The organism is Kitasatospora sp. SolWspMP-SS2h (genome assembly GCF_003259315.1).
Taxonomy (GTDB): Bacteria; Actinomycetota; Actinomycetes; order Streptomycetales; family Streptomycetaceae; genus Kitasatospora; species Kitasatospora fiedleri.
Genome location: NZ_QLLT01000015.1, coordinates 48,884 through 71,912, shown reverse-complemented (window position 1 = coordinate 71,912; position 23,029 = coordinate 48,884). Strand labels below are relative to the sequence as shown.

The 23,029-nt window shown below is 73.0% G+C and carries 17 protein-coding genes; 2 read left to right on the top strand and 15 right to left on the bottom strand.

The window, feature by feature from the left end; all coding sequences use genetic code 11:
• The first annotated feature begins 108 nt into the window (after nt 1-108).
• Together K353_RS19715 and K353_RS19710 are read left to right on the top strand one after the other, a co-directional pair.
• Nucleotides 109-1,425 carry a DUF2786 domain-containing protein gene (locus K353_RS19715; protein WP_111554907.1) on the top strand — a complete coding sequence of 439 codons (1,317 nt, stop codon included), beginning with the start codon at nt 109-111 and terminating at the stop codon, nt 1,423-1,425.
• A gap of 34 nt (nt 1,426-1,459) precedes the next feature.
• Entirely contained in the window at nt 1,460-2,617 is a 1,158-nt protein-coding gene (locus K353_RS19710; protein ID WP_111554906.1) for an ADP-ribosylglycohydrolase family protein, read from the top strand.
• Nucleotides 2,618-2,657: 40 nt separating this feature from the next.
• Here K353_RS19710 and K353_RS19705 read toward each other — a convergent pair whose 3' ends face one another.
• The 15 genes from K353_RS19705 to rplA all read right to left on the bottom strand — a co-directional run bounded on the left by K353_RS19705 (nt 2,658) and on the right by rplA (nt 22,972).
• Nucleotides 2,658-3,632: an ADP-ribosylglycohydrolase family protein gene (locus tag K353_RS19705; protein ID WP_111554993.1), complete on the bottom strand. Its 975-nt coding sequence runs from the start codon at nt 3,630-3,632 to the stop codon at nt 2,658-2,660.
• Between the two features lie 69 nt (nt 3,633-3,701).
• Nucleotides 3,702-4,940: a cytochrome P450 gene (locus K353_RS19700; RefSeq protein WP_233533691.1), complete on the bottom strand. Its 1,239-nt coding sequence runs from the start codon at nt 4,938-4,940 to the stop codon at nt 3,702-3,704.
• An 80-nt stretch (nt 4,941-5,020) separates the two neighbouring features.
• Nucleotides 5,021-5,770 (bottom strand): Sir2 family NAD-dependent protein deacetylase, encoded by a 750-nt coding sequence (locus K353_RS19695; protein ID WP_111554905.1) that lies wholly within the window; start codon nt 5,768-5,770, stop codon nt 5,021-5,023.
• On the bottom strand, nt 5,767-6,348 hold the full coding sequence (locus tag K353_RS34425; RefSeq protein WP_111554904.1) for a hypothetical protein: 582 nt from the start codon (nt 6,346-6,348) through the stop codon (nt 5,767-5,769). Before K353_RS34425 ends, K353_RS19695 begins: the two co-directional genes overlap by 4 nt.
• 135 nt (nt 6,349-6,483) lie before the next feature.
• Nucleotides 6,484-7,158, bottom strand: a complete 675-nt coding sequence (locus K353_RS19685; RefSeq protein WP_111554903.1) for a response regulator transcription factor — start codon at nt 7,156-7,158, stop codon at nt 6,484-6,486.
• A gap of 56 nt (nt 7,159-7,214) precedes the next feature.
• Nucleotides 7,215-8,402, bottom strand: a complete 1,188-nt coding sequence (locus K353_RS19680; protein ID WP_111554902.1) for a sensor histidine kinase — start codon at nt 8,400-8,402, stop codon at nt 7,215-7,217.
• Nucleotides 8,403-8,494: 92 nt separating this feature from the next.
• Entirely contained in the window at nt 8,495-9,949 is a 1,455-nt protein-coding gene (locus K353_RS19675; protein WP_111554901.1) for a WGR domain-containing protein, read from the bottom strand.
• Nucleotides 9,950-10,052: 103 nt separating this feature from the next.
• A complete protein-coding gene (locus K353_RS19670) occupies nt 10,053-10,721 on the bottom strand; it encodes a hypothetical protein (RefSeq protein WP_111554900.1) in 669 nt (222 codons plus the stop codon).
• Nucleotides 10,722-10,888: 167 nt separating this feature from the next.
• Nucleotides 10,889-14,782, bottom strand: a complete 3,894-nt coding sequence (locus K353_RS19665; protein ID WP_111554899.1) for a DNA-directed RNA polymerase subunit beta' — start codon at nt 14,780-14,782, stop codon at nt 10,889-10,891.
• 99 nt (nt 14,783-14,881) lie between these two features.
• A complete protein-coding gene (gene rpoB / locus K353_RS19660) occupies nt 14,882-18,355 on the bottom strand; it encodes a DNA-directed RNA polymerase subunit beta (RefSeq protein WP_100837803.1) in 3,474 nt (1,157 codons plus the stop codon).
• Nucleotides 18,356-18,965: 610 nt separating this feature from the next.
• Nucleotides 18,966-19,349, bottom strand: coding sequence for a 50S ribosomal protein L7/L12 (gene rplL / locus K353_RS19655; RefSeq protein WP_111554898.1), 384 nt, complete (start codon nt 19,347-19,349; stop codon nt 18,966-18,968).
• Nucleotides 19,350-19,432: 83 nt separating this feature from the next.
• Entirely contained in the window at nt 19,433-19,987 is a 555-nt protein-coding gene (rplJ, locus tag K353_RS19650; RefSeq protein ID WP_014136320.1) for a 50S ribosomal protein L10, read from the bottom strand.
• A gap of 314 nt (nt 19,988-20,301) precedes the next feature.
• Nucleotides 20,302-21,105 carry a hypothetical protein gene (locus K353_RS19645; RefSeq protein WP_111554897.1) on the bottom strand — a complete coding sequence of 268 codons (804 nt, stop codon included), beginning with the start codon at nt 21,103-21,105 and terminating at the stop codon, nt 20,302-20,304.
• Nucleotides 21,106-21,204: 99 nt separating this feature from the next.
• Nucleotides 21,205-22,065: a hypothetical protein gene (locus K353_RS19640; protein WP_111554896.1), complete on the bottom strand. Its 861-nt coding sequence runs from the start codon at nt 22,063-22,065 to the stop codon at nt 21,205-21,207.
• Nucleotides 22,066-22,249: 184 nt separating this feature from the next.
• The gene (gene rplA, locus K353_RS19635; RefSeq protein ID WP_100837799.1) at nt 22,250-22,972 is read right to left on the bottom strand and encodes a 50S ribosomal protein L1; all 723 of its coding nucleotides are present in this window, start codon (nt 22,970-22,972) and stop codon (nt 22,250-22,252) included.
• Nucleotides 22,973-23,029: the final 57 nt, after the last annotated feature.

The following is a 23,029-nucleotide window of genomic DNA, read 5'->3' as shown; positions in this document are numbered from 1 at the left end:
CGCCGGGCCGCGGCATCGGCTGCGGCATCGGCTGCGGCATCGGCTCCGGCATCATGGAGGGCGTCCCCCTCCCCCTCCCCCGCCCCCTCGTAGGAAGCAGGAACCGCCGTGGCCAGCACCGATCAGCCCGTGGACGAGCTGGTGGCGGAGGCGGTGGCCCGGGTGGCGGGGGCGTCGGCCGGGGGGCTGGAGTACGTGGTGGACGGGGCGGCGTCGCTGCTGGCGGCGTCGGCGGAGCGGTGGCCGGGGGTGAGCCGGGCGCTGCTGGGGGCCGCCGAGCGGGCGGTGGGCCGCTGCTGGGCGGCCGGGTGGCAGCCGGCCGACCTGGTGCGGGTGGCGCGGCGGGAGCTGGGCCCGGTGCAGGTCGCGCTGGCGGTGGACCTGATCGCGGCGGAGGGCCGGCGGCACCCGGCGGCGGCGCTGGACCGGCGCTGGCGCGAGCAGTTGCGGGAGCTGGACGCCCACCCGTGGTGGCCGTCCGACGAGGCGTACCTGCCGGAGTTCGCGGCCCGGCACCGGCTGGACCGGTTCGCGCTGGCGACGGCGGCGCTGGAGCTGCTGCGGGCCTGGGCGCTGCTGCCGCCGGTGCAGCCGGTGGGTCCGGGGCCCGGGCGGTCGGCCCCGCGGGCGGGCGCGCCGCGCGCGGACGAGCCGCGGATGCTGGGGCGGATCCGGGCGCTGCTGGCGAAGGCCGAGTCGACCGGGTTCCCGGACGAGGCGGAGGCGCTGACCGCGAAGGCGCAGGAGCTGATGGCCCGCCACTCGATCGACGAGGCGCTGCTGGCGGCGGGCGGCGGCCGGTCGGCGGACGACCCGGCGGCGGTCCGGATCGGGGTGGACAACCCGTACGAGGGCCCCAAGACGATGCTGCTGGACGCGGTGGCGGCGGCGAACCGGTGCCGGGTGGTGTGGGCGAAGGAGTTCGGGTTCTGCACGGTGGTCGGCTTCGACGCCGACCTGGACGCGGTGGAGCTGCTGTACACCTCGCTGCTGGTGCAGGCGACGGCGGCGATGCACCGGGCGGGCAGCCGCAAGCACAGGGACGGCGCGGCCCGGACCAAGGCGTTCCGGCAGTCCTTCCTGGTGGCGTACGCGGCCCGGATCCGGGAGCGGCTGGCCGAGGCCACCGAGCGGGCCACCGCGCAGGCCGGCGAGGACGTCGCGGCCGGGCGCACGGCCGGGGGCGCGGCCGGGCACCCGGACGGCGCCGACCCGGACCGCGCGCCGCTGCCGGCCGTCCCGGACGGCGGCCTGCTGCCGGTACTGGCGGCCCGGGCGGAGGCCGTCGACGACGCGGTGGGCAAGATGTTCCCCAAACTGGTGTCGCAGCGGGTGCGGGTGAGCGACGGCGAGGGCTGGGTCGAGGGCCGGGCCGCCGCCGACCGGGCTTCCCTGCACCGCGGTTCGGGGCGCATCGCGCGCTGACCGGCCGGCGGCACCCCGTGGCGGGGGAGGACCGATGGATTTCACCGACCGGGTGCGCGGCGCGCTGCTCGGGGGCGCGCTGGGCGACGCCCTGGGCTGGCCGATCGAGTTCCAGCGGCTGGAGCGGATCCGGGAGCGGTTCGGGCCGGACGGCCTGACCGACCTGGCGGACGCCGGGCTCGGCGGGCAGGTCACCGACGACACCCAGCTGACCCTGTTCACCGCGGAGGGCCTGCTGCGCGGCGGCCGCCCGGAGGACCTGCACGCCGCGTACCGGCGCTGGTTCCTCACCCAGCGGCTGCCCGGGCCGGGGCGCGACCCCGACGGCTGGCTGGCCGCCCAGGACTTCCTGTACGCCTCCCGGGCCCCGGGCAACGCCTGCACCACCGGGGTGGCCGCCGCCTACCGGCCGGCCGCCCCGTTCGGCCAGGACGGCCCGGTCAACCCGGGCTCCAAGGGCTGCGGGGCGGTGATGCGCTCGGCCCCGTTCGGGCTGCTCGGGCTGGGCCCGGAGGAGGCGTTCCGGCAGGCCGCGGTGGCCGCGCAGCTGACCCACGGCCACCCCACCGGCTACCTCGCGGCGGGCGCGTTCGCGGCCCTGGTCGACCGGGTCGCCGCCGGGACGCCGCTGCGCCCGGCCGTGGACGCGGTGCTCGCCCGGCTGGACGCGCACCGGCTGGGCGCGGAGACCGGCGACGCGCTGCGCCGGGCCGTCCGGATCGCCGCGGAGGGCCCGGGCACGGCGGAGGCCGTGGAGCGGGTCGGGCTGGGCTGGATCGCCGAGGAGTGCCTGGCCGTGGCCGTGTACGCGGCCCTGGCCGGGCCGGACGCCCGCACCGCCCTGGTGCTGTCGGTCAACCACTCCGGCGACAGCGACTCCACCGGCGCGGTCTGCGGCAACCTGGTCGGCGCCCTGCACGGGCGGTCCGGCCTGCCCGCCGACTGGTGCGCCCTGGTGGAGGGCCGCGCGGTGGTCCTCCAGGTCGCCGACGACCTCGTCACCGCCGGCACGGCCGCCGCCACCGGCGGCGACCGGTCGGCCCTGGACGCCCGCTACCCGCGGCCCGCGACGGTGCCCGGTCCCGCCGCCGGGCCCGCCCCCGTCGCCGTTGCCGCGCCCGCCCCCGCCGCCATACCCGCCCCCGCCCCCACGGGCGGGCCGGAGCGGGCGCGGTTCCGGCCGCGCGGCTGAGCCCGAGCCGCTCCCCGGCGGCGGCCGGGGAGCCCGCGGTTCAGTCCCAGAGCGCGCCGAGGGCCAGCAGTTCACGGCGGTACTCGATCCGGTCGGTCCACTCGCGCGGCCAGGCGTCCGCGCCGTGCCGGGCCCCGGCGAAGGCGCCGGCCAGGCAGGCGAGCGAGTCGGAGTCGCCGGAGGAGACCGCGGCGCGGCGGACGGCGGCGACCGGGTCGTCGGGCAGCAGCAGGAAGCAGAGCAGGGCGGTGGCGAGGGCCTCCTCGGCGATCCAGCCCGCGCCGGTGCGCTCGCACGGGTCGGCGTCGAGGTCGGGGGCGGCGAGCGCGGCGTCGAGCCGGTCCAGGGCGTCCAGGCAGTCGTCCCAGCCGCGGGCGGTGAACTGCTCCGGGGTGCCGGTGTGGTCCCGGGCGGCGAGGTCGCCGAGCCAGAACTCGTCGTAGCGGGTGCGCTGCCGGTGCGCGTGGGCGCGCAGCCGGGCCGGGAGTTCGGCCGGCTCGACGCCCTGGACGAGCCAGCGGACGGTGAACGCGGTGAGCTCGCTGGCGGCCAGCGCGGTGGGGTGGCCGTGGGTGAGGCCGGACTGCAGCCGGGCGGCGCCGGCGACCTGGCGGTCGGTCAGTTCGCGGACCAGGCCGAGCGGGGCGACCCGCATGTTCGCGCCGCAGCCCTTGGAGCCGAGGTCACTGGCGTCCTGCCAGGGGCGGCCGGTGGAGAGCCGGGAGCAGGAGCGCAGGCAGGTCATGCCGGGGGCGCGGTCGTTGTCCGGGGAGCGCCACCAGTCCACGAACTCCTCGCGCAGCGGGAGTTCGAGGCGCGGCGGGACGAGCGGGCCCTCGGCGAGGGCGTCGCGCAGGGCGCGGGCCAGCGCGAGCGTCATCTGGGTGTCGTCGGTGACCGCGGCCTTCGTCGGGAGCGGGAGGCGGCGCCAGTCGGCGCTGATCCGCCCGATCTCGTCCAGGTCCAGGAACTCGGTGGGCTTGCCGAGCGCGTCCCCGATCGCCAGCCCCAGCATCGCCCCGGTCGCCCGCTTCACCGCGCGTTCCCCTGCACCGTGGGTTCCTCCTGCACCGTGGGTTCTCCCTCAGACCTCGACCAGCAGTTCCTCCAGCCCGCGGATCACGTAGCCGGGGCGCCGGTCGGGCTCGCGCCGCAGCGTCAGCCCGGGGGCCTTGCGGAGCAGTGCGCCGTAGGACTCGGTGAGTTCCATTCTGGCGAGCGGGGCGCCGAGGCAGAAGTGGATTCCGGCGCCGAAGCTGAGGTGCGGGTTGTCGGTGCGGCCGAGGTCGAGCCGTCCGGGGTCGGTGAAGCGCTCGGGGTCGTGGTTGGCGGAGCCGAACAGCAGGGCGACCTCGGCGCCGCGCGGGATGTGCGTGCCGGCCACCTCGATGTCGTCCAGCACCCAGCGTTCGAACATCTGCAGCGGGGTGTCGTAGCGCATCAGCTCCTCGACGGCGGTGGGCAGCAGTGCGTCCACCGCGCCGCGCAGCCGGGCGAGTTCGCCGGGGTTGCGGAACAGGGCGAGCCAGCCGTTGCCGGTGGTGTTGACGGTGGCCTCGTGGCCGGCGTTGAGCAGCAGCACGCAGGTGGAGACCACCTCCTGCTCGCTGAGCGACTGCCCGTCCTCGGCGGCCAGGGCCAGCGCGCTGATCAGGTCGGGGCCCGGGTCGGCGCGCCGGCGGCGGATCAACTCCCTCAGGTAGGAAGAGAATTCGATGCTGGCGGTGACGGCGCGGCGGGCCGTCTCCGCGCTCGGGTGGAATTCGAACATGCCGGTGATGTCGGCGGACCAGGGGCGCAGCAGGTGCCGGTCCGGCTCGGGGACGCCCAGCAGCTCGGCGATCACCGCGACCGGCAGCGGTTCGGCGACCCGGGCGATCAGGTCGCCGCCGCCCTCGGCGAGCAGGCCGTCGACGAGTTCGCCGGCCAGTCTGCGGACGGCGGGGCGCAGCGACTCGACCGTGCGCGGGGTGAAGACCTTGGTGACCAGGCGGCGGATCCGGGCGTGGTCGGGGCCCTCCAGGTCCAGCAGCCCGTGGTCGTTGAGGGTGTGGAACGGCTCGTGGGCGGGGTCCGGCGCGGGCCGCCCGAACTCCTCGTGGGTGAACCGGTGCGTGTGGGTGCGGCCGAGCCGCCGGTCCCGCAGCAGCGCGTTGACGTCGGCGTGCCGGGAGACCAGCCACTGGCCGGTCGGTTCGTAGTGGTGGACGGGCGCCCGCTCGCGCAGCGCGGCGTACGCCGGGTAGGGGTGCGCCACGAACGCGGCCGACCACGGGTCGAAGGCGTCGACCGCCACGGGGTCCACGGGGTCCACGGGGTCCACGGGGTCCTCCCTGCTCGTCGGGCCGCCATGCTACGGGCCCCGGCCCGCCGCGCGGCGGGCCGGGCGCCCCGGGCGGCGGCTCAGCGCCCGGACAGGTCGCCGTCCACCAGGCGGGCCACCAGCGCGGGCAGCGCGGTCGAGATCGGCGTGCGGACCACCTCGTGCGCCTCCGCGTCGTACGGCGTGGGCTCGCCGTTGACCACGATCAGCCGCGCGCCGTGCTCCAGCGCGATCCGCGGCAGCAGCGCCGCCGGGTGCACCTGGAGCGAGCTGCCGACCGCCAGGAACACCTGGCAGTTCCGGGCGATCGCGTCCGCCTGCTCCAGCACCCGCTCGTCCAGCGGCTCGCCGAACATCACGGTGCACGGCCGCAGCACCCCGCCGCAGCGCGCGCACGCCGGGTCGTCCTCGCCGGCGGCGACCCGCGCCAGGGCCGCCGCCATCGGGCCGGACTCCCCGCAGCCCGCGCAGCGCACCCCGGTGGCCGTGCCGTGCAGTTCGAGCACCTTGCGCGGGGAGACGCCGGCCGCCTGGTGCAGCCCGTCCACGTTCTGGGTGAGCACCCGCACCGGGACGCCCGCCCGCTCCAGGTCCGCCAGCGCCCGGTGCCCGGCGTTCGGCCGGGCGCCGATCGCGCCCGCGTCCCGCCGCATCAGCCAGGCCCGGCGCCGCACCTCGGTGCTCGCCAGGTACGGGCCGATCGTGACCAGCTCCTGCGCGCTCGGGTCCCGCTGCCAGAGGCCCTGCGGGCCCCGGTAGTCGGGGATGCCCGAGTCCGTGGAGATGCCCGCCCCCGTCAAGACCGCCACCAGCGGCCGCTTCCCGTTCATGCCCCGGACGGTACGGCCCGCGGCCCGCCGCGGCCACCGGTTATCACCGGCCGGAACGCCAGCAGGTAGAGCGCCGCGGTGAGCGCCAGGAAGTCCAGCGACGCGCCCGCCGCCAGGGTGCCCAGCAGCACCAGCGCCGGGCTCCACCACGGGACGGTCCGGCGGAGCGCCAGGCGGGCCAGCAGCCCGAGCAGGCCGACGTACAGCAGCAGCGGGACGACGGTGTACACCAGCGGCAGCACGCCCGGCACCGACTGCACCCGGTCGAACAGCGCCGAGCGGGCCGCCCGGTCGGCCGAGACGGCGTTCGCGTACAGGTCGATCCCGGCCTGCGCCAGGCCGGCCGCCACCCCGGCCCAGCCGAGGCCGAGCCAGGCCCGGCCCCACGCCCCGTCCCGGCCGCCCAGCCGCCACAGCTCCGGCAGCCCCGCGCCCAGCAGCGCCAGCCCGGCGAACAGCGCCAGGTGCCCCACCGTCCAGCCGGCGCCCACCCCGCGCGAGCCCGGCAGCAGCCGCACCAGCCCGTACACCGCCAGCAGTCCCGCCGCCCAGCCCAGCGCCCGACGTCCCGTCACCATCGTCCCAACCCCCTTGTGAGAGTGCCTTCCTGACACCCCTCACCCTCCCGTGGCGGCCGCCGCCGCGCCTCCCCCGCGACGGCGATGCCCGGGCCTCCCTCCCCCGGGGGAGCGCGGCACGGCGGCGGACGGGTCTCACTCCCCCGCCGTGACCGCCCCCGCCTCGTACGCGAAGACCACCGCGTGGACGCGGTCGCGCAGGCCGAGCTTCTGCAGCAGGTTGCTGACGTGGGTCTTCACGGTGTGCTCGCTGACCACCAGTTCGGCGGCGATCTCGGCGTTGGACATGCCCCGGGCGACCAGCCGCAGGGTCTCCGACTCCCGGGCGGTGAGCGACTCCAGCAGGCGCCGCAGCGGCCGGGCGACGGCCGGGGCGGCGCCGGTCTTGCGGGCGGTGACCTCGCCGATCACCCGGCGGGTGACGGACGGGGCGAGCAGCGCCTCGCCGGAGTGGACGACCCGGACGGCGTGGGCGAGGTCGTCGCGGCGGACGTCCTTGAGCAGGAAGCCGCTGGCCCCGGCGTACAGCGCGTCGAAGACGTAGTCGTCGACGTCGAAGGTGGTGAGCATGATGACCCGGCAGCCGGGGTGCTCGGCGCAGACCCGGCGGGCGGCCTCCAGGCCGTCCATGACGGGCATCCGGACGTCCAGCAGCAGGACGTCGGGGGCGTGCGCGCGGACGGCCTCCACGGCCTGCCGCCCGTCGCCGGCCTCGGCGACGACCTCGATGTCGGGCTGGGCGTCGAGGATCATGCCGAACCCGGCCCGGACCAGTTCCTGGTCGTCGGCGATCACCACGCGTATGGTCAACTTCCGTCCCTCTCTCAGGTGTTGATCGACAGCTCTCAGCCGTCGAGCGGCAGCTCTCAGGCGTCGAGCGGCAGCACGGCGGCCACCAGGTAGCCGGGCCCGTCGGGTCGGGGCCCGGTCTCGGCGCTGCCGCCGCAGGCCGCCGCCCGCTCCCGGATGGAGAGCAGGCCGCGCCCGCCGGAGCGCCCGTCGACCCCGGCCGCCGCCCCCGCCCCCGCGCCCGCGCCGTCGTCGACCACCTCGACCGCCAGCAGCGCCCCGTCGCGGACCGCGACCCGGACGCCGACCCGCCGGGCGCCGGCGTGCTTGACCACGTTGGTGAGCGCCTCCTGGACGATCCGGAAGGCCGCCGCCTGCACCTCGGCCGGCCCGGCCTCCTCGATCTCGGCGTCGACCGCCACCCCGGAGTCGCGGACCCGCTGCAGCACGTCCGCGAGCTCGGCCAGCCGGGGCTGCGGGGCGAGCGCGGGCGCCGCGCCGCCCTCCTTCAGCACGCCCAGCGAGCGCCGGAGCTGGACCATCGCGTCGCGCCCGGAGTCGGCGATGGCGTCGAACGCGCGGACCGCCCGGTCGGGGTCGCCGCGCACCACCAGCGGCCCGGCCTCGGCCTGCACGACCATCAGCGAGACCGCGTGGGCCAGGATGTCGTGCATCTCGCGGGCGATCCGGGCGCGCTCCTCGGCGACCGCGCGGGCGGCGTCGCTGGCGGCCCGCAGCCCGGCCTGCCGGGCCCGTTCGGCCTCGACGCCGGCCAGTCGGCGCAGCTCCCGCACCAGCGAGCCGAGCACGAAGCTGCCGACCGCCACCACCAGGCTGAACAGCATGCCGCCGAAGGAGCGGGTGCCGACCACGTTGCCGACCACCGTGAAGGCCAGCAGCGCGGCGCGCTGCCAGTCCCGGCCGCGGTCGGCGACGGTGTAGACGGCGACCGCCATGGCGACCTGGATCTGCGGCATCGCGAAGTGCGCGAGCACCGACAGCGTGCAGGTGGGCACCGCGCAGGCCAGCAGCACCGCCCACGGGGCGCGGCGGCGCCACCACAGCGGCAGCGACCCGGCCAGCGCCAGCGCGTAGGCCCACCACTGCCGTTCGGCCGGGTGCCCGTCGGTGTACACCCCCCAGAGCGAGACGCCGACGGCGAGCGCCAGCAGCGGCCCGTCCACCGCCCAGGGCCGGGCCCGCCCCCAGGCCAGCAGCCCGTCCGTCCGCTTCCCCCACGTCCCCCACGTCCCCCGCGTCCCCATGCCGCGCATCCTCCCGCATCGTCGGCCGGCCGCCGCGCGCGCCTCCCGGCCGCGGAACGCCGGGGGGCGCCCCGGGCGATCGCCCGGGGACGTCACAGCAGTCGCTTGATCTCCCCGCGGGCGCGGTAGAACCCGCCGGACTCGGACCGGCGCACCTCGGCGACCAGGTACCGCGCCCCGGCGACCCGGACGTCCTTGGGGAACTGCACCCGCAGCGCCGCGTCGTAGCCGGGCGTGACCACCCGGACCCGCAGCCGGCCGCCCTCGGCCACGCACTCCACCTCGACGCCGGACCCGGAGGCCACCGCGCCGGCGCTGACGGTCTCCAGCTCGGCGCCGGCCGCGACCCGCTCGACGCCCGCGCCGCTCACCTCGGCGGTGGCCGGCAGGGTGCCCTGCTCGGCGGCCCGCACGGCGCCCTGGGAGGCGTCCAGGCAGGCCAGCGAGCCGTCGGTGGTGACCAGGTACAGCCGCCCGTCGCGGTACTGCATGCTGTACGCCGAGCCGCAGCCGGTGCCCAGCTTCCACAGCCGGGTGCCGTCGGCGGCGAAGCAGTAGACGGACGAGTGGTTGTCGCCCGCGAACACGAACTCCCCGTCCGGGGAGGCCGCGCAGGAGAACACCGAGGCGTCGCACCTGTACGCGGCGACCTCCGCGCCGTCGGCCTTGCGCAGCCGGTGCACCCAGCCCTGCGAGGTGCCGGCGAACACCTCGTCCCGCTCCTGCCAGCCGAACAGCACCGCGCCCCTGGTGCGGGTGTGCCAGAGCTGGTCGCCGCCGCGCTTGGCGTACCGGGCCACGCCCGCCGACCAGCCGTGGTAGACCGACTCGGCGTCGCAGCGCACCATCCAGCCGGAGGAGCCCTGGGCGTTGCGCCGCCACTGGAACTCGTCCTCGTGGTCGACGGTGGTCAGCCCGCCGCGCTCGTCGGCGACGCCGAGCACGCCGTCGTGGATGTCCAGCCAGTAGATGTCCACGTCCTGGGCGATCTCGTACGCCACCCGCGGCACCTTCCCGCCGAGGTCGTACACCTTGCCGTCGTCGCAGCCCGCGTAGATCCACCAGTCGTCGGCGACGATGCACTTGACGCCGTCGGGCAGGCCGAACCGGCCGGTGACCCGGCCGTCCGTGGTGAGCGTGTAGACGTCGCCCTGCTCGTTACCGACCCAGGCGTGCTCCTCTCCGACGTACACCCCGAACGCGGGCGAGCCGGAGCGGAAGCGCCACAGCAGCGGGGCCTGGCGGGCGGTGGAGCGGGTCGAGGTGATCTGCCGGCGGGTCACCGACCGGCGCTGGCGCACGCCCCGCACGGCCGGGGCGTAGCCCTTGCGGACCTTCTCGCCGATCTTCCGGGCGGCCTGCGCGGCGGCCTTCTCGGCGCTCGCGCAGACCGTGGTCCTGGTGGTGCCCGGCTCGCCGATCCGGCCGTAGCGGATGGTCAACTCGGCTTCCTCGACCGTGACTTCGTAGAACTTGTGGGCGCTCCCCTCGTCCTCGGAGAGCTCCAGGTAGGTCACCTGCGGGTCGGCGGAAACGGTGGCGGACATGGCCGACGCCCCTTTCGGGCACGGAGTTCGGGAGGGGTGCCGGCGGGGCCTGCGCCCTCCGTCCGACACCCTCAATCTACGTCCCGGCACCGACAGTTGGCGATCAGCCGGTGGCGACCTTCACGCCGCCGGTGTCCGCCCGGGCGACCAGCGCGTGCCCGGCCCCGGCCTGCGAGGGGACGCTCACCTCGGTGCCGCCGGCCGAGGCGTGCGCGTCCACCGTGTACGCCTCGCCGGCGGGTACCGTCAGCTCCACCCCGCCGGTCCCGGTGCGCAGTTCGGCCCGGGTCGGCGCCGCCGCGAACCGGGCGCTGACGCCGCCCGTCACGGCCTCCAGCGTGACGTTCGCACCGCGCAGCCCGGTCGCCTCCACGCCGCCGGTGACGGTCCGCGCCTCGACGTCGCCCGCCAGGTCGCGCAGCGTGATGCCGCCGGTGGTCTCCTTCAGCCGCAGCACCGTCCCGGCCGGCACCCGCACCTGGTAGCCGATCCCGCACTGCGAGCAGGAGTACGTCAGCTTCAGCACCCCGCCGCTCAGCTCGTGGTCGGCCCGCGGCTCCTCGTCCTGCCAGGTGCGCTTCTCCACCACCTGCACCGGCCCGTCCCCGGCCCGCACCTCGATCCCGCCGACCTCCCCGGTCACCTCCAACGCGGTGACCTGCCCGGGCACCTCGTACGACACCGTCTTGCGCTGCTCGTCCCACGGCCCGCACCCGACCGCCCCGACCGCCAGCAGCCCCACGACCGCCGCCGCCCCCACGAACCGCTTCACCGCGGCCTCCTCTCGCCGACCACCAGTCTCCCGGCCCGCCGCCCCCGGCCGCCTCCCTCCGGAGAGTGGTTCCGGCGCCTCCTCCCCCCGGGGGATCCCCCTAGGGGGGAACGCCGCAGGGCGGCCACCCCGAGTGGGGTGACCGCCCTGCGATCGGGACCGGAGGATCAGCCGGTGTACGGGCCGTAGTCGTAGTCGTCCAGCGGGACGGCCTGACCGGAGCCCGCGCCGAACGGCGACAGGTCGTAGTCGTCGTAGCCGACGGCCGAGTACATCGCGGCCTTGGCCTCCTCGGTCGGCTCGACCCGGATGTTGCGGTAGCGGGGCAGACCCGTACCGGCCGGGATGAGCTTGCCGAGGATGACGTTCTCCTTGAGGCCCAGCAGCGGGTCCGACTTGGCGTGGATCGCCGCGTCGGTGAGCACCCGGGTCGTCTCCTGGAAGGAGGCGGCCGACAGCCAGGACTCGGTGGCCAGCGAGGCCTTGGTGATGCCCATCAGCTGCGGGCGGCCGGAGGCGGGGTGGCCGCCCTCGGAGACCACCCGGCGGTTCTCCTGCTCGAAGCGGCCGCGCTCGACCAGCTCGCCCGGCAGCAGCTCCGCGTCGCCCGACTCGATGATCGTCACGCGGCGGAGCATCTGCCGGATGATGATCTCGATGTGCTTGTCGTGGATCGACACACCCTGCGAGTTGTAGACCTTCTGGACCTCGGCGACCAGGTGGATCTGGACGGCCCGCTGGCCCATGATGCGCAGCACGTCGTGCGGGTTGGTGGCGCCGACGGTCAGCTTCTGGCCGACCTCGACCGCCTCGCCCTCGCTGACCAGCAGCTTGACGCGCTTGGAGACCGGGTAGGCGATCTCGTCCGAGCCGTCGTCGGGGGTGACGACGACCTTGCGGGTCTTCTCGGTGTCCTCGATCCGGACGCGGCCCTGCGCCTCCGAGATCGGGGCCACACCCTTGGGGGTGCGGGCCTCGAAGAGCTCGACGACACGCGGCAGACCCTGGGTGATGTCGTCACCGGCCACACCACCGGTGTGGAAGGTGCGCATGGTCAGCTGGGTGCCGGGCTCACCGATGGACTGGGCGGCGATGATGCCGACCGCCTCACCGATGTCGACCAGCTTGCCGGTGGCCAGCGAGCGGCCGTAGCAGAAGGCACAGGTGCCGACCGCGGACTCGCAGGTCAGGATCGAGCGGACCTTGACCGAGCTCACGCCGTGCCGGATCAGCTCGTCCATCAGGACGTCGCCGAGGTCGGTGTTGGCGGTGGCGATCAGCTTGCCGTCGACGGTGATGTCCTCGGCGAGCATGCGGGCGTAGACGCTGGTCTCGACGTCGTCGGCCTTGCGCAGCACGCCGTCCGCGCCGACCGAGCCGATCGACAGCTTGAGGCCGCGCTCGGTGCCGCAGTCCTCCTCGCGGATGATCACGTCCTGCGAGACGTCCACCAGACGACGGGTCAGGTAGCCCGAGTCGGCGGTGCGCAGCGCGGTGTCGGCCAGACCCTTACGGGCACCGTGGGTGGAGATGAAGTACTCCAGCACGGACAGGCCCTCACGGAACGAGGCCTTGATCGGACGCGCGATGGTCTCGTTCTTCGCGTTCGACACCAGACCGCGCATACCGGCGATCTGACGCATCTGCATCATGTTTCCGCGCGCGCCCGAGTCGACCATCATGAAGATGGGGTTCGTCTTCGGGAAGTTCGCGGCCATCGCGTCGGCGACCTCGTTGGTCGCGCGGGTCCAGATGCCGACCAGCTCGGACTTGCGCTCGTTGTCGGTGATCAGACCGCGCTCGTACTGCTTCTGGACCTTCTCCGCCTGCGCCTCGTAGCCCTCCAGGATGGCGGGCTTGCTCGGCGGGACGATGACGTCCGAGATCGAGACGGTGACACCGGAACGGGTCGACCAGTGGAAGCCGGCCGCCTTCAGGTTGTCGAGCGCCGCGGCGACGACGACCTTCGGGTAGCGCTCGGCGAGGTCGTTGACGATCGCCGAGAGCTGCTTCTTGCCGACCTCGTAGTCGACGAACGGGTAGTCCTCGGGCAGCAGCTCGTTGAAGAGCGCGCGGCCCAGGGTGGTGGTGATCCGGAACGGCTCGCCCTCGGTCCAGGCGGGCTGCCCGTCCTCGTCCACCGGCGGGGTCCAGCCGCGCGGCGGCACGGTGCCGCCGGCCAGGCGCAGGTCGATCGGGGCCTGGACGTCCAGCTCGCGGGCGTCGAAGGCCATGATCGCCTCGGCGGTCGAGGAGAAGGAACGGCCCTTGCCCTTGACCTCCTCGCGGTCCGAGGTGAGGAAGAACAGGCCCAGCACCATGTCCTGGGTCGGCATGGTGACGGGGCGGCCGTCGGCCGGCTTCAGGATGTTGTTCGAGGACAGCATCAGGATGCGGGCCTCGGCCTGCGCCTCCGCGGACAGCGGCAGGTGCACGGCCATCTGGTCGCCGTCGAAGTCCGCGTTGAACGCGGTGCAGACGAGCGGGTGGATCTGGATGGCCTTGCCCTCGACCAGCTGCGGCTCGAAGGCCTGGATGCCGAGGCGGTGCAGGGTGGGCGCGCGGTTCAGCAGCACCGGGTGCTCGGCGATGACCTCTTCGAGGACGTCCCACACCACGGGGCGGGCGCGCTCGACCATGCGCTTGGCCGACTTGATGTTCTGCGCGTGGTTCAGGTCGACCAGGCGCTTCATCACGAACGGCTTGAAGAGCTCCAGCGCCATGGCCTTGGGCAGGCCGCACTGGTGCAGCTTGAGCTGCGGGCCGACGACGATGACCGAACGGGCCGAGTAGTCGACGCGCTTGCCGAGCAGGTTCTGCCGGAAGCGGCCCTGCTTGCCCTTGAGCATGTCGGACAGCGACTTCAGCGGACGGTTGCCGGGGCCCGTGACCGGGCGGCCGCGGCGGCCGTTGTCGAAGAGCGCGTCGACGGCCTCCTGGAGCATGCGCTTCTCGTTGTTCACGATGATCTCGGGCGCGCCGAGGTCGAGGAGCCGCTTCAGGCGGTTGTTGCGGTTGATGACGCGGCGGTACAGGTCGTTCAGGTCGGAGGTGGCGAAGCGGCCACCGTCGAGCTGGACCATCGGGCGCAGGTCCGGCGGGATCACCGGGACGCAGTCGAGCACCATGCCCTTGGGCTTGTTGCTGGTCTGCAGGAAGGCGGAGACGACCTTGAGGCGCTTGAGCGCGCGGGTCTTCTTCTGGCCCTTGCCGGTGCGGATGATCTCGCGGAGGCGCTCGGCCTCCTCGCCCAGGTCGAAGGACTCCAGGCGGTCCTTGAGGGCCGCGGCGCCCATCGAGCCGGAGAAGTAGGTGCCGAAGCGGTCGCGCAGCTCGCGGTAGAGCAGCTCGTCGCCCTCCAGGTCCTGGACCTTGAGGTTCTTGAACCGGGTCCAGACCTCGTCGAGGCGGTCGATCTCGCGCTGCGTGCGGTCGCGCAGCTGCTTCATCTCGCGCTCGGCGCCCTCGCGCACCTTGCGGCGCACGTCGGCCTTGGCGCCCTCGGCCTCCAGCTCGGCCAGGTCGGACTCGGCCTTCTTGGCCCGGGCCTCCAGGTCGCTGTCGCGCCGGTTCTCGATCTGCTGGCGCTCGACCGAGACGTGCGCCTCCAGGGACGGGAGGTCGCGCTGGCGGCGCTCGTCGTCCACCCAGGTGATCATGTAGGCGGCGAAGTAGATGACCTTCTCGAGGTCCTTCGGCGCCAGGTCGAGCAGGTAGCCCAGGCGCGACGGGACGCCCTTGAAGTACCAGATGTGGGTGACCGGGGCGGCCAGCTCGATGTGGCCCATCCGCTCGCGGCGCACCTTGGCGCGGGTCACCTCGACGCCGCAGCGCTCACAGATGATGCCCTTGAAGCGGACGCGCTTGTACTTGCCGCAGTAGCACTCCCAGTCCCGGGTGGGACCGAAGATCTTCTCGCAGAAGAGGCCGTCCTTTTCCGGCTTCAGCGTGCGGTAGTTGATGGTCTCCGGCTTCTTCACCTCGCCGTGCGACCACTGGCGGATGTCGTCGGCGGTGGCCAGTCCGATGCGGAGCTCGTCGAAGAAGTTGACGTCAAGCACTGGTCGTCAAGCCCTCTTTCGTGATTCGAGAGTCTGTCTGTTGGTCTGAGGGGGGCCTGGGGGCGGGCCGACCCGGACTAGGGGTCGGCCCGACCTCCGTCAGACCTCTTCGACGCTGCTCGGCTCGCGCCGGGACAGGTCAATGCCGAGCTCCTCGGCGGCGCGGAACACGTCCTCGTCGCTGTCGCGCATCTCGATGGACTGGCCGTCCGAGGACAGCACCTCCACGTTGAGGCAGAGCGACTGCATTTCCTTGATGAGGACCTTGAAGGACTCGGGAATGCCGGGCTCGGGGATGTTCTCGCCCTTGACGATCGCCTCGTAGACCTTCACGCGGCCCAGGACGTCGTCGGACTTGATGGTGAGCAGCTCCTGCAGCGCGTAGGCCGCGCCGTACGCCTCGAGGGCCCACACCTCCATCTCACCGAAGCGCTGACCACCGAACTGCGCCTTACCACCGAGCGGCTGCTGGGTGATCATCGAGTACGGACCGGTCGAACGGGCGTGCAGCTTGTCGTCGACCAGGTGGTGCAGCTTGAGGATGTACATGTAGCCGACCGAGACCGGCATCGGGAACGGCTCGCCGGAGCGGCCGTCGAACAGCCGGGCCTTGCCGGTGGAGTTCACCAGGCGCTCACCGTCACGGGTGAGGGTGGTGTTGTCCAGCAGGCCGGTGATCTCGTCCTCGCGGGCGCCGTCGAAGACGGGGGTGGCGAGGTTGGTGCCGCCCTCGACCGTGTCGGCGCCGATCGCCTGGAGGCGCTGGGCCCACTCGTCGGCGAGGCCGGAGACGTCCCAGCCCTGCATGGCGAGCCAGCCGAGGTGGATCTCCAGGACCTGTCCCGGGTTCATCCGGGACGGGACGCCCAGCGGGTTCAGGATGATGTCGACCGGGGTGCCGTCCTCCAGGAACGGCATGTCCTCGACCGGCAGGATCTTGGAGATGACGCCCTTGTTGCCGTGGCGGCCGGCCAGCTTGTCACCGTTGGTGATCTTGCGCTTCTGGGCGACGTAGACGCGGACCAGCTGGTTCACGCCGGGGGGGAGCTCGTCCCCCTCCTCGCGGTCGAAGACGCGGACGCCGATGACCTTGCCGGACTCGCCGTGCGGCACCTTCAGCGAGGTGTCGCGGACCTCGCGGGCCTTCTCGCCGAAGATCGCGCGGAGCAGGCGCTCCTCCGGGGTCAGCTCGGTCTCGCCCTTCGGGGTGACCTTGCCGACCAGGATGTCACCGGTGACGACGTCGGCGCCGATCCGGATGATGCCGCGCTCGTCGAGGTCGGCGAGGACCTCCTCGGAGACGTTCGGGATGTCCCGGGTGATCTCCTCGGGGCCCAGCTTGGTGTCGCGGGCGTCGACCTCGTGCTCCTCGATGTGGATCGAGGAGAGGACGTCGTCCTGGACGAGGCGCTGCGACAGGATGATCGCGTCCTCGTAGTTGTGGCCCTCCCAGGACATGAACGCCACCAGGAGGTTCTTGCCGAGGGCCATCTCGCCCTCGTCGGTGCACGGGCCGTCGGCCAGCACCTGGCCGGCCTCGACCCGGGCGCCCTCGTCCACCAGGACCTTCTGGTTGAAGGCGGTGCCCTGGTTGGAGCGGGTGAACTTGGCGGCCCGGTAGGTGTTGTACGTGCCGTCGTCGTTGGCGACGGTGACGTAGTCGGCCGAGACCTCCTGCACCACGCCGGCCTTGTCGGCGGTGATGACGTCCGCGGCGTCGACGGCGCAGCGGTACTCCATGCCGGTGCCGACCAGCGGCGCCTCGCTGCGCAGCAGCGGGACGGCCTGGCGCATCATGTTCGAGCCCATCAGCGCGCGGTTGGCGTCGTCGTGCTCGAGGAAGGGGATCATGGCGGTCGCGACCGACACCATCTGGCGCGGCGAGACGTCCATGTAGTCGATCTCGGTGCCGGGGATGTAGTCGATCTCGCCGCCGCGGCGGCGGACCAGGACGCGGGGCTCGGCGAAGGTCAGCTCCGCGGTGAGCGGGGCGTTGGCCTGCGCGATGACGTAGCGGTCCTCCTCGTCGGCGGTCAGGTAGTCCACCGACTCGGTGACCACGCCGTCGACGACCTTGCGGTACGGGGTCTCGATGAAGCCGAACGCGTTGACCCGGCCGTAGGAGGCGAGCGAGCCGATCAGACCGATGTTCGGGCCTTCGGGGGTCTCGATCGGACACATGCGGCCGTAGTGCGAGGGGTGCACGTCACGGACCTCGAAGCCGGCCCGCTCGCGGGACAGGCCACCGGGGCCGAGCGCGGACAGCCGGCGCTTGTGGGTCAGGCCCGACAGCGGGTTCGTCTGGTCCATGAACTGCGACAGCTGGCTGGTGCCGAAGAACTCCTTGATGGAGGCGACGACCGGCCGGATGTTGATCAGGGTCTGCGGCGTGATCGCCTCGACGTCCTGGGTGGTCATCCGCTCGCGGACCACCCGCTCCATGCGGGCGAGACCGGTGCGGACCTGGTTCTGGATCAGCTCGCCGACGTTGCGCAGGCGGCGGTTGCCGAAGTGGTCGATGTCGTCGACCTCGATGACGATGTCGCGGCCCTCGTCATCGCGCCACTCGGTCTCGCCGGCGTGCAGCTTCACCAGGTACTTGATGGTGTTGATGATGTCCGGCTCGGTGAGCACGCCGGAGTCGAGCGACTCGGCGTTGCCCAGCTTCCGGTTCACCTTGTAGCGGCCGACCTTGGCCAGGTCGTAGCGCTTCGGGTTGAAGTACAGGTTCTCCAGCAGCGTCTGCGCGGCCTCGCGGGTCGGCGGCTCGCCCGGGCGCAGCTTGCGGTAGATGTCGAGCAGCGCGTCGTCCTGGCCCTGGGTGTGGTCCTTCTCCAGGGTGGCGCGCATCGACTCGTACTCGCCGAACTCCTCCAGGATCATCTCGGTGGTCCAGCCGAGGGCCTTGAGGAGGACGGTGACCGACTGCTTGCGCTTGCGGTCGATGCGGACACCGACCATGTCGCGCTTGTCGATCTCCATCTCCAGCCAGGCACCGCGGGAGGGGATGATCTTGGCGGAGAAGATGTCCTTGTCGGAGACCTTGTCCAGGGTGGAGTCGAAGTAGACGCCGGGGGAACGCACCAGCTGGGACACGACGACACGCTCGGTGCCGTTGATGATGAACGTGCCCTTGTTGGTCATGAGCGGGAAGTCGCCCATGAACACGGTCTGGGACTTGATCTCACCGGTCTCGTTGTTGGTGAACTCCGCGGTGACGAAGAGCGGGGCCGCGAAGGTGAAGTCGCGGTCCTTGCACTCGTCGATGGAGTTCTTCGGCGGCTCGAAACGGTGGTCCCGGAAGGTCAGGGACATCGACCCGCTGAAGTCCTCGATCGGGGAGATCTCTTCGAAGATCTCCTCCAGACCGGACTTGGTGGGGACGTCCTGACCACTCTCCAGGGCAGCCTCGACCCGGGACTTCCAGGCCGCGTTCCCGAGCAGCCAGTCAAAGCTCTCGGTCTGCAGGGCCAGGAGGTTCGGGACCTCGAGGGGCTCCTTGATCTTCGCGAACGAGACGCGGAGCGGGGCGGTGGATGCGGAATTGTTCGAGGCGTTGCGCGGCGCGGCCAAGAGGGGGGTCCTTCCGAGGGCTCGGAGCTCACTACGCGCATACCGGCCGGGCCTTGCCGAGGCGGAAAACCCCAGGTCAGGACAGGGACCACTCCGGGCGACGAGTCACGGAGCAGCTAACAGGCAGCGCAAAGGGACAGTGTAGCCAAAGGCGACACTGCTAGCAAGCCCTGATTCGGAGACCGAATCGGACGCTCCTCCCGTACAACCGACAACCCGGGCAGTGATCCCTCACCGGCCGGGCCGTCGCACCCACGTCTGCGTCACCGGGAACCTTCCCAGTGCCGCCGCCGAATATGCATCGGAGGCGGTTCCGCTTGGGCACGCGCCTTGAGAATCGCGCGCCTCGTGCTGTTCGTCAAGGCCCGCACCAGGGTGTGGACCTCGTACTGCCCATCGTCCGGACCTCGCCGCGCGTTACACGCCGCCCGCAGCGGGAGGGCCGGTGACAGCGATCACCCTACCCCCGGGCCCCGACAGCGGCCGAGTCCGGCTTGGGCCATCGGGAGCAACCCCGGCCGGCCCGGCCCGGAACGCGAGCAGGCCGGGTCGGCCACCCCGGAGGGTGGCCGACCCGGCCTGTGGAGCACCTCTCAGAGAGAGGAGGAAGTCACTTGACGGTGACCTTGGCGCCGGCGCCCTCGAGCTGGGCCTTGGCCTTCTCCGCGACGTCCTTGGCGACCTTCTCCAGGACCTTCGCACCGGCGGTGTCGACGAGGTCCTTGGCCTCCTTCAGGCCGAGGGAGGTGAGGGCGCGCACCTCCTTGATGACCTGGATCTTCTTGTCGCCGGCACCGTCGAGGATGACGTCGAACTCGTCCTGCTCCTCGGCAGCCTCGGCGGCCGGGGCAGCGCCACCGGCGGCGGCAACGGCGACCGGGGCGGCGGCGGTGACGTCGAACTTCTCCTCGAAGGCCTTCACGAACTCGGAGAGCTCGATCAGGGTCATGCCCTCGAACTGCTCGAGCAGGTCCTCGGTGCTGAGCTTCGCCATGATTGGCGTCCTTCCACTAAATCGGCAGGTGCCGGATGTACGGGTTGGCGGGCGTGCTTACGGGCCCGCTGGGACGGGAGTGGTTACTCCGCGTCCTCGGCGGGAGCCGGAGTACCGGCACCGCCCTGCTCGACCTTCTCGCGCAGCGCTTCCACGGTGCGAACGAGCTTGGACGGGAGCGCCTGGAAGACCGCGGCAGCCTGGGAGGGCTTGGCCTTCAGGGCGCCCGCCAGCTTGGCGAGCAGCACCTCGCGGGACTCGAGGTCCGCGAGCTTCTTGATCTCATCGGCGGACAGCGCCTTACCGTCAAGGACACCGCCCTTGATGATGAGAGCAGGGTTCTCCTTGGCGAAGTCACGCAGAGCCTTCGCCGACTCCACCGGGTCACCGGTGACGAAGGCGACAGCCGTCGGACCGGCGAACAGGTCGTCGAGCTCGGAGATCCCGGCCTCGTTGGCCGCGATCTTGGTCAGCGTGTTCTTCACCACGGCGTAATCGGCGTTGCCGCCGAGCGAGCGACGCAGCGTCTTCAGCTGCTTCACCGTGAGACCGCGGTACTCGGTCAGAACGGCGGCGCTGGAGGCACGGAACTTGTCCGTGATCTCGGCGACGTCGGCAGCCTTGTCGGGCCTGGCCATGGGCTTACGCCTCCTTCCGTGATGTCGAAGTCGGGCCGACCTTCGAGAAGTCGACCATCCATCGCCGCGGACCCCGGGAAAACGAAGAAGCCCCGGCGCGCAGGCGCACGGGGCTCGTAGTGACCTCGACGGACCGGATCAGTCCGGAAGTCCTCACCAGGCTCCACAACCTGCGCGGGCGATCCGCAGCGAGTGCGGATCCTTCGGTGCCGTTCCCCTCGCGGGGCGCGGCGACAACCAGCGGTCTTTGGCTCGGCCAGCCTAACCGGACGGAACGGGTTTGACCAAATCGCCCCCGGGGAAGCCGGACCGCCCTACGGGAAGGCCGGCGGGCTGGCGCCGGTGCCGGGCGCGGTGTCGGCCTCGGCGGGGGCCTGGACCGAGAGCGCGGAGCTGCCGAACTCGCTGTAGTCGACGGTGTCCACCGCGGCGGCGGCCCGGCGCAGCCGGACCAGCTGGTCGCCGTCGTCGAGCCAGAGGTCGAGCACCACGTCGCCGGGGCCCAGGGCGGTCTCCAGCGCCTGCCGCCGGGCCGGGTCGAGCTGGGTCTGCGCGGCGGCGTACCGGGCGGCGCCGAGGGTGACCCGGTAGTGCCGGACGGTGGTGTCGAGCAGCTTCTCCTCGCCGACCAGCAGCGGGTCGTCCGCGGCGGCCGCGGCGGCCACCGCGACCACCGGGCTGAGCCGGTCGATCAGGTCGCCGTACGGGATGCGGCCGTTGGAGAACTTCTGCCAGTGCGGGCCGCCGAGCCGCGCCGCGCTCTCCGCGTCGCCGCCCAGGTAGGCGGAGGTGTCCAGCACCATCAGCGTCCGGTCCTCGCCGTCGGCCTGGTACTTCAGCACCGTCTTGGGGGCCCAGAACAGCGCGCCCCGGGCCTCCTGGCCGCCGAGCACCGCCGTGTACCCGGCCCGCCGGGCGTCGTGCAGCACCAGCTGGGCGGAGAGCAGCACCCCGTGCGGGGAGCGGTCGGTCGGGCTGGGCTGGCCGGTGGACGGGACGGCGCTGGACGAGGAGGCGGGCGGCTCCGCGGCCCGGCCCGCGCCGGTGCAGGCCGCGGCCGTGCCGGCCAGCAGGACGGCCGCCAGCAGGAGCGCGGCCCCGCGCGCCGGTGCCGCCATCAGGTCCTCCTCCCGCCCTCGTGCCCGTCCGTCCCCCCACGATGCCATGCGCCCCGCCCGGGCCCCGGAGCCACCCCCGGTGCCCGGACGCGGGTGCCGCTACTGCTGGAGCAGGTCGGAGAGGGAGAACACCTCGGAGGCGGCCGGGGCCGGGGTGGCCTTGACCGAGCCCAGCTGGGCGTAGGTGACCACGTTGGTCGCGCCGCCGGTCTCGGCCGTCGGGTCGACGCTGGACTGCTGGACCAGCTCGCCCTTGGCGTTGATCCACAGGTCGACGGTGGCGGTGCCGCCCTTCTTCTTGAGCTCGGCGAGCACCTGGGACTTGAGCGCCGGGTCGAGCTGCATCTTGGCGACCTGGTCGTCCACCTTGAGCTCGCTGCGGTAGTGCGTGGCGCTCTGGCCGGCCACGGTCTCGGTGCCGACCAGGGTGGCGGTGGGCGCGGCGGCGCTCAGCTGCACCGACGGGTTCATCAGCTGCATCATCGCGGCGAAGGAGCCGGCCTCGGCGCTGTCGGCGCCGGCGGCGTCCTTGGTGCTGATGACCATCCACTTCTTGCCCTGCGCCACGGCGGCCATCTCGGGGGTGGCGCCGATGTACATCTGGTCGTTGGTGAACAGGACGTTGACGTCCTTGCCCTCGGTCTTGCTGGTGAGCAGGAAGGAGGACGGGGAGGTCCAGACGTAGTCGGCGGTGCCGTCGGTCTCGCCGCCCTTGACGGTCAGCTTGGCGCTGCCCGCCTTGTCCATGACCGCGGCCGAGGCGAGCAGGGCCTCCTTGGGCGCGAGCTTGGCCCCGCCCTGGCCGGCGCCGTCCGCCGCCGGGGCGGAGGCGCCCGTGCTGCCGGTGCCGCCCGCCGGGGCGGTCGAGCCGGCCGGGCTGCTCGAACCGGCCGCGCCGGCCGCACCGGTCGAGCCGGAGCTGCTGCAGGCGGTCAGGGCGCCGAGGGCCAGACAGGCCACGGCAAGGGTACGCAGTGCGCGCACGGAGGTCCCCCTCTAATCGGATTCTCATCCTGGTGATGACCTCCGGACTCTACCGAACCGCTCCGACGGCCGCGCACACGTCCGCACAGACCACCGGGCCCGCACCCCCGAGGGGGTGCGGGCCCGGTCAGGCGTGCTCCGCGCGGGGGCTGACCGTGGGTCAGACCGCCGCCGGGTCCTCCTCGACGAGGAGGTTGCGGGTGCGGTTCGGGTCGACCTGGATGCCGGGGCCGATCGTGCTGGAGAAGGCGATCTTCTTCAGGTAGCGGCCCTTGGCGGCGGACGGCTTGGCCCGGAGGACCTCGTCGAGCGCGGCGGCGTAGTTCTCGACCAGCTGCTCGTCGGAGAACGAGGTCTTGCCGATGATCAGGTGGAGGTTCGAGTGCTTGTCGACGCGGAACTCGATCTTGCCGCCCTTGATCTCGTTGACGGCCTTGGCGACGTCCGGGGTCACGGTGCCGGTCTTCGGGTTCGGCATCAGGCCACGGGGACCGAGCACGCGGCCCAGGCGGCCGACCTTGCCCATCAGGTCCGGGGTGGCGACGACGGCGTCGAAGTCCAGACGACCCTTGGCGACCTCGTCGATCAGCTCGTCGGAGCCGACGATGTCGGCACCCGCGGCACGCGCGGCCTCGGCACGCTCACCGTTCGCGAAGACCAGGACCCGGGCGGTCTTACCGGTGCCGTGCGGGAGGATGACGGTGCTGCGGACCATCTGGTCGGCCTTGCGCGGGTCGACGCCCAGACGCATGGCGACCTCGACGGTGCCGTCGAACTTCGAGGTGGAGGTCGCCTTGGCGAGGCGGACGGCCTCGAGCGGGGCGTAGATCCGGGCGCGGTCGACCTGGGCGTCCGCGGCCTTGAGGGCCTTGCTGCGCTTCACTGCTGCTCCTGTGGTTAATGGAGTCGTGGTACCGACGGGCCGCGCTGGGCCCTACCA